Consider the following 7,059-nt stretch of genomic DNA (forward strand, 5'->3'; position numbering starts at 1 on the left):
ATCTAAGAAACTTTGCTTAATACACAATTCAAACTTACTTCCATAAGAATTAAAAAAGCTTAAGTAATTCAGTGTTATTACGGTTGACTTGTGCAGGGTTATCTGTACAAAAAGTCCGATCGACCATTCTGAAACAAAAAACCAGAAATTTTCTAGTAGTAGTCCGTAAAGAATTACCAAAGGCTTACTTTTAGGAAAATAACCTTCTTTAAGTAAACTTGCGTAAAAGAGAAATTTTTAGCTATATAAATAAACCCCGCAATCAGAACGGGGTGTTAATTACTATTACTTAAAAGATGCGATAGATAAATCACTTAGCTTTTTCTAGGGAAAGGGAAGAGGAAACAGATTTGTCTCGGCTTAGGTTGGTAGCCAAAAGTTTTTTTAGTTAAAGTAGGTTAAAAGAACATTAAATCCTCAATCCTTAACCTTTCCCCTCGATCCTAAATTGATGGAAGAAGTCTAACGATGGACAACAGCATAATCAACTAATTGGGCAAGTCGCTGACGCAATGTTTCTAATCCCAAGCGTTCGCTAGCAGAAATAAACACTGCTTGGGGGAACTCTTCTTGTGCTAAGGCGAGGGTGTCGCTGTCTACTTGGTCAATTTTGTTAAAAGCGATTAAGGCAGGGCCGGGAGTAATGGGCATTTCTGATAAAATAGCCATTACGGAACGAATTTGACTTTGCCAAGCGGGATGGGACAGGTCTACTAAATGCAGTAAAGCGTCTGCTTCGGTGACTTCTTCCAAGGTGGCGCGGAAAGCATCCATCAAAGCTGGGGGTAGTTCGTGAATAAATCCTACTGTATCGGTGAGGACGATCGCCATTTGTTCCCCTGTTTCTGGATTGGGAATCATCAAGCGGCGAGTAGTAGGATCGAGAGTGGCGAAAAGTTGGTCAGCGGTGTAAACTTGGGCATTAGTCAGCGTATTCAACAAGGTAGATTTACCAGCGTTAGTGTAACCAACTAAAGCTACTGAGGGAACTTCTTGATGCTGACGGTTTTGCCTTAGTCTAGATCTGTGTGCTTGTAATTGGTTAACTTCTTGTTGTAAGCGGGCGATGCGCCGTTGAATAGCCCGACGTTCGGTTTCTAATTTTGTTTCCCCTGGACCACGAGTACCAATACCACCACCCAAGCGCGACATTGCTTGTCCTCTTCCTGTGAGTCGAGGCAACATATATTCTAATTGGGCGAGTTCTACTTGTAATTTCCCGGCTCCAGATTGGGCTCTTTGAGCGAAGATATCTAATATTACTTCAGTGCGATCGACTACGCGCACGCCAATTTGAGTTTCCAGGTTGCGAACTTGTCCGGGGGAGAGGTCGCGATCGAATACAATTAAGTTTGCACCTAATGTTTGAGCAGTAAGAGCAATTTCTTGGACTTTACCTTCTCCGACAACAGTTTGAGGATGCAAACGGGAACGCTTTTGCTTGATAGTTTGGAGAACTTCCCCACCCGCAGTGTTGACTAACCTTGCCAATTCATCGAGGATGTTTTGAAATTCCTGTGCTTTGAGGTTATCTGTCTGCAAACCTACTATTAGCACGCGATCGTGATCCAGATCTACCTGTTGAGCAACAAATTCTCTCTGAAATTCTGCTTCTAAGCTTTCGACTAATTCCAAAAAGTCTTGTTTGCTTAACAAGTCTAAACTCATTGGCGAAGAAACTGTCCAAGCCGCTTGTCCATTTAAATATTGACCGCCCAGATCGGTATTTTCCCGACTGTTGGGGATAAGATGGGCTAAATAGGTTTCTTGAACATACCCAGTTGCGCCACCGCCTCGACGTTCAAATCCTTCTTCGGTAAAGGTGAGACTGACTAAAGCGTCTAAGCGTTGAATCGCCATTGCTGTCAAGTCTGCTTCGCTAGGTGGATCGGTTTTTTGTTGCGTAGCGATGCAACGAATACCACTGAGTCGTTCTGCGCCATAGCGGGGTAGTTCCAATGGCGGAATTTGTGTTTGTCTGGGTGTTCCCACGCCAACGCGAATCACTTGTCCTCGACGGTTAATATAGGCGCACACAGGTTGACTAATTTCCGCACTAATGGCACCTAAACGCTGGGCGAATTCAGGCGTGGTGATCCGATCGCCGGGAAGACGTTGATGATACAGTCGTTCTAACTGCTTAAGTTGACTAGATTTTAGACCCTGAAGGTTTCCGTAAATCGTTTCTATAGGACTTCCTTACCAGTAACCTGGCAGCGAAATGGTCTTATCTATTCTAATCAATCAAGACTGAAAACTGTGTTTTTGAAACAAACCGAAGAATTGCCATACCTTAATTCGCCAAGGTGATGGTTCTTTTCGCCCCATTGCCTTTTCGTAACTCAGGTAAGCTTCTTGTGTGCGACCTAAATTATATAGTGCGGCTCCGTGAAATGTCCAAGCTTCGCTGTCGTGGGGTTTAATTTCTAATGCTTGGTTACAACTGTTGAGAGCTTCTTCGTAACGATGCAGGTGGATTAACACGACTCCCCGAAATACCCAAGCGGCACAATTTAGGGGTTGTAATTCTGTGGCTTTGTCGAAACTAGCTAATGCTTCTTGGTAGCGACCTAAGTTCGCGAGTGCATCTCCTCTGTTATACCAAAGCTGGCTATTTTCTAGGTTGGTTTGCAAGGAGCGATCGCACTTTGTCAACTGTTCTTTATAAAAGTTTTCACTGGTCATAAATACCTGTGAGCAAAATTTTGGTGTATTGAATTTATCTTGGATTGATTATACAAATAGAAGATTGGAGATTACAAGGTGCGATCGACCTTTTTAAGTATTTGTAATCATTATTTACCGTCATTGCTTAATATAACTTTGTAATTTTGGCAATTTCAGCTAGGATTCTTTAATTAATAACTGAAATTGCTTTTCCTGGCGAATTCGATCAAATTCCGAGTCAGTTTTTGCTTGTTCTCGCCATTCAGGGTTTAGCTCAATTGTCTTTTGTAGGTTTTCTATTGAGCGAATTACATCACTTTGTAAAGCGTAACAACGAGCTTTGTTGTAGTAAGATGAGGCATCATCGGGTTTAATTATTAAAGCTCGATCGTAAGAGTCGATCGCTTCTTCATAAAGTTCCAAATTAAATAACGCTAACCCTCGATTATACCAAGCTGCTTCTTTGTCTGGTTTAAATTTTAAAGCTCGATCGTAAGAATCAATCGCCTCTTCATAACGTTCTAAATTAAATAAAGCCAAACCTCGATTGTACCAAACGGCATCATTATTTGGTTCAATTTTCAAAGCTTGATCGTAGGATGCGATCGCCTCTGTAAATCTTCCTAAATCTGTTAACGCAACTCCTAAATTATTCCAAGCCGCATCATATTCTGGTCGAAGTTCCACAACTTTCTCGAAGGATGCGATCGCTTCTTCGTAGCGTCCTAAATCACGTAGCGCCATTGCTCGATCGTACCAGGTTACATCATCATCTGGGTTATTTTTCAAAGTTTCATTGTACGATGCGATCGCTTCTGCTAAATCGGCTGACTTTATGAAACCTTCTGTCATAATCTTTCCATGACTAGCTTCCTTAATCAAATTATAACTGATCGGGCAAACTTCAAACTATTTCGCCACTGCTTCACAGTAATTCGTAATTCCTTAGATAACCACTTATCATACTGCGGATACACTGGCAAACGTGGCACTAATTCCCAATTTGCGGGTTGCAATATTTCGGTTAATTTCTGATAATGGGGATGAGGATAATCGGGATTTACTTCATCTTTTGGCCCGATTCCGCCTAAGTCTCTCGCACCTGCATCTAAACAAGCTAATAATAATTCTGGTTCTTGGACTAAGTTGGGAGGAATTTGAATTGTGATTTCTGCGGGTAAAATTTCTTTAGCTTTACTGATTATTTCGGGTAATAAATGATTATCAAAAGCGGGAAATTGTCCAGTTTGTTGAGTACCGGGACTGTGGGGTTGGAGAATTACTTCTTGAATGTGTCGCCAACGTTGGTGGAGTTTGGCGATCGCCTCTAAACTCTCCCACCAATCTGCTGAACTTTCCCCAATACCCAACAACAAACCAGTAGTAAAAGGAATTTTAAACTTTCCGGCAAATTCTAATTGTTTTAATCTTAATTCTGGTAATTTACTGGGTGCGTTTTTGTGAACGGTGTTTAATAAACTGGGGGTTAATTGTTCTAGCATTAAACCCATTGAAACATTGACATTTTTTAAGAGTGCCATTTCAGCGAAAGATAATGGCCCAACGTTAGTATGAGGTAAAAAGCCTAAAGAAAGTGCTAGTTGACAGATGTCAAAGATGCGATCGAACCAAGCTTTTCGCAAAGGTGAGTTGGGATGTACTTCGCCGCTAAGAATGAGAATTTCACAAACACCTGTATTTTGTAGGGATGTTAATAAATTTTCTGCTTCCGTGAGAGCTAACCAAGGACTTTCACCCGGATTTGTGCGAAAATTACAATAAGTACAGCGGTTAAAACATTCATAAGTAGGGACGATCGTATAAGCAGGACTGTAAGTGATTTGGCGGGAAGTAGAAGCAGACATAAATTCGATTTGTTAATTGATCTATAGGAAGCTAATTAATTTTAACTAAACTCCCGAAACTGGCAAAATTTTTCCCTTCCCATAACTGCCAAACACTTATTTATTCTTCATCTCTGTCTTTTAATTGATGCCAACGTTTTTTGGCATAGATGTTTTTGACATGAGTTTTGACGGTGTTTAAACTGATGTGTAGCTTTTCGGCAATTTCTTGATAGCTGTATTCTTGACGTAGCAGCGACCAGATTTCGATTTCGCGATCGGTTAACTGATACTTTTGTTGCTCAAATTGTAAATCTTCTTGCAGAATTTGGCAGCGATCTTCTAAGAAAATCACAATATGCTGATTTTCACTAGCAGGTAAATTACCATCAGTAGCACCTAAGTTTACCCAACTGGCGCGAATGCGAATTGTTTGTTGTTCAGCAGTTACACATTCGGTAACGATCGATTGTTGATTACCGATACCATATCTAATTAATCGATAGCAAATTTCGGAAATTTCTAAGGGTAAAATGCTTAAATGGCGATCGCCAACGGACAATTTTTGACTAATTTCCTTAGCTTGTTGATTCATGTAGATAGGTTTAACATGGCGGGAAATTACCATGATACCTTCTCTTAAGGACTCAGCTAACGCCATCCAAGGAGAATTAAATAATGTGTTGTTGACAGTGTTAATTTCTGATTTGTCTGGAACAGCAGTAGATGTTTCTAGGTTAACAGTCAGTGAATGAGCTTTCATAATTGCTTTCTCTCTTACTCTGAGCCCATTCTGTCCTTGCGTTGAGTGAAGACGCAATGAGTAAGCTGTGGAGATCACTAGTCTGGAGAAGTCACATCACAGCAACTCCAATCAGGTGAATTAAGCTGAAGTAGGGTGAAGTTTTTTTGTTAAACTGTAGGCAAAGGCAGCCAGAAAACCTAATAAATAGAAGTCATCAGCTTTTACTGGTCTGAGGAAAAGCCAAAAAGACAGCAAAAACTGAAGCTACTATAACCCTGCTTCGGGATATAGTTTCCTGGTATTTATAGGCAATCTTGTTGCTTCTGTAAAAATTTTCGGCCCAGTGGTCGGGAAAAACCTCACCCTTTAGGGTGCTTCTGTAAAAAATTATCTGATTCACTTTACTTATTATGACCCCAGAATACCTAGAAAAGTGGTTTCCGATCGAACAGCAGCGTAGTTATGTTTCTATGTTGGTGAAGCGGGGGGGTGGACTTACTAAGCGAAGGGCTGAGTATTTTGTTCGCTTGTGGGCTTATTTATTGGTGAAACAGTTACAAGAATCAGGTCGCCGCTTGGGACAACCTTTGACAAAATTAGAATTGCCGCAAGGATGGGTAGCTTGTACTCACCGGGAGGCAGCGGAACTATTTTATAGTGAAAAAGACCGGGGTGGCGATCGGGCTGCGGGAATGATGATCGATCAATTAGCAGCACTTGGTTTAATTGAAAAACAATTCGATGGTCACACTACTTGCATTCAAATTATCCCTTGGTCGGAATTGCTCGATCCACCACAGCCAGCAGAATCAGTAGAGTTAATCATTGATGATTTTAACTTGAGAACTGATGCAGTTCCGGTGGCTAATTTGATCGATCGCTATTACGTACAAACGGCAAAAGATGCCACAGCTACACCTCACCAGATTACCCAAACATTACGGGATTGGGCAAGGCAATATTCTACCGGAATGCGGGTGTTGCGAAGGAGTGATAATTTGCATCCCGTAGGAATTTCAATTATTTACCCAACTATCAAGGAATCAGAGGCGAATTTCTTTCTTCCTCCCGGAAAAACTCGCTTCTTTACTTCCGATATGCAAAATGAACCTTTTAAAATGGCTGTTCCGGGAGATGAAGATTGCTGTTCTGCTTTTCTCAGAGCTTGGCTGATCGATAATCCCTATATGGAGTATGAGACAATCTGTAATTTTGTGGAAGATTTACAGAGAACTTTGGTAAAGGTGCAAGCTGATTTTCCCAATCTCTGCGATTTATATAGTGTGGCAATTAATCCGATTTCTGGAGAATTAGGGCGAGTTTTGGGATTTCAAAGAACTTACCAAGATGCTCAACGCCCAATTTATCGGATTTATATTCCGGTCGATCGCTTTTTGGCTGTGAATGTGCGCCAAAGTCTCTCTAGTCTCAAGTTTCAGCCTAACTTAAAAGGCACGAAAAAGGAAACTGTTCCTAGTGCAGCACGACAAAAGTAAGTTCAACCGGATGAGGGGACAAGGATGGAAAGGAAACCTTTACCCTTTCCCTTTCTTTACTTTCTGCCTCATATAAGCTGGCTTGATGATTACTATAAAATTTAACAATTAAAATTAATCGCAACAAATACTTTACAAACCGAAACAAATCTATTAATGTATATTTAGGCGGGCAAACAAACCGCTCAGAACCTTGAAAAATAAATCATCGCAATTATCCAAACATGACCACAACCATTCAACGTCGCGAAAGCGCCAACGTATGGGAACGGTTCTGCAACTGGATCACCTCCACCGAAAACCGCCT

General features: G+C 41.1%; 6 protein-coding genes. 1 reads left to right on the top strand and 5 read right to left on the bottom strand.

Annotated elements, in window-relative coordinates; translation table 11 throughout:
* Positions 1–462 precede the first annotated feature (462 nt).
* From hflX to ACE1B6_RS11640, 5 genes are all read right to left on the bottom strand, one after another.
* On the bottom strand, positions 463–2,190 hold the full coding sequence (gene hflX, locus ACE1B6_RS11620; RefSeq protein ID WP_459563016.1) for a GTPase HflX: 1,728 nt from the start codon (positions 2,188–2,190) through the stop codon (positions 463–465).
* 54 nt (positions 2,191–2,244) lie between these two features.
* On the bottom strand, positions 2,245–2,685 hold the full coding sequence (locus tag ACE1B6_RS11625) for a tetratricopeptide repeat protein (RefSeq protein ID WP_413257388.1): 441 nt from the start codon (positions 2,683–2,685) through the stop codon (positions 2,245–2,247).
* 159 nt (positions 2,686–2,844) lie between these two features.
* On the bottom strand, positions 2,845–3,519 hold the full coding sequence (locus tag ACE1B6_RS11630; protein ID WP_413257389.1) for a tetratricopeptide repeat protein: 675 nt from the start codon (positions 3,517–3,519) through the stop codon (positions 2,845–2,847).
* Between the two features lie 26 nt (positions 3,520–3,545).
* Complete coding sequence (cofG, locus tag ACE1B6_RS11635) at positions 3,546–4,532, bottom strand: 7,8-didemethyl-8-hydroxy-5-deazariboflavin synthase subunit CofG (protein WP_413257390.1); 987 nt, start codon at positions 4,530–4,532, stop codon at positions 3,546–3,548.
* A gap of 100 nt (positions 4,533–4,632) precedes the next feature.
* Positions 4,633–5,274 (bottom strand): helix-turn-helix transcriptional regulator, encoded by a 642-nt coding sequence (locus ACE1B6_RS11640; protein WP_413257391.1) that lies wholly within the window; start codon positions 5,272–5,274, stop codon positions 4,633–4,635.
* Between the two features lie 392 nt (positions 5,275–5,666).
* On the opposite strand from ACE1B6_RS11640, the gene ACE1B6_RS11645 reads away from it, so the two are divergent.
* A complete protein-coding gene (locus ACE1B6_RS11645; RefSeq protein ID WP_413257392.1) occupies positions 5,667–6,752 on the top strand; it encodes a hypothetical protein in 1,086 nt (361 codons plus the stop codon).
* The last annotated feature ends 307 nt before the right edge of the window (positions 6,753–7,059 follow it).

It is taken from the genome of Floridaenema fluviatile BLCC-F154, from assembly GCF_041929135.1.
Taxonomy (GTDB): domain Bacteria; phylum Cyanobacteriota; class Cyanobacteriia; order Cyanobacteriales; family Aerosakkonemataceae; genus Floridanema; species Floridanema fluviatile.